The organism is Nocardiopsis sediminis, assembly GCF_042650565.1.
GTDB lineage: Bacteria > Actinomycetota > Actinomycetes > Streptosporangiales > Streptosporangiaceae > Nocardiopsis_B > Nocardiopsis_B sediminis.
Map to the genome: position 1 here is coordinate 187,848 of NZ_JBHSBH010000010.1, position 451 is coordinate 188,298.

Genomic DNA, 451 nt, shown 5'->3' on the forward strand with positions numbered 1-451 from the left:
GGGGCGGGCGGGCCGCCGGGGGCGGTGGGAACCGCCCGGCCTAGTGCTGTCCTCCCCACCGCGACGCCACGTCGCCGACTGCGTGCGGCCGGGCCGGGAAACCGCATGGTCGGCGCCCGCCCCGGCCGAGCGGGGGCCGACCTTCGACTCTCGGCGTCGCGCCTGGGGGATGGCGGCCCGAAGGGGCGGTGGCCGATGGCGCCGGCCCGCGCGACCGCAGCCGCGTGCTCAACGGCCGGGACCGCCCGCTCCAGCGGGCGTGCGCCGGCCCGAGGCGGTGGCCGGCGCCGGCGGCTCTATGCGCCGTGGGGCGCGGGGCGGGCGCACGCCGGGTGTCGGTGCACACGGCTCTCCCCGATGGCGCGTGCGCGCGTGGCCGGGCCGCGGCTCTGGCGGTTCTTCGCGCGACCGGCCGGCACGGGCTCCTGCCCCGGCCGCCGGGGCCGAGCGG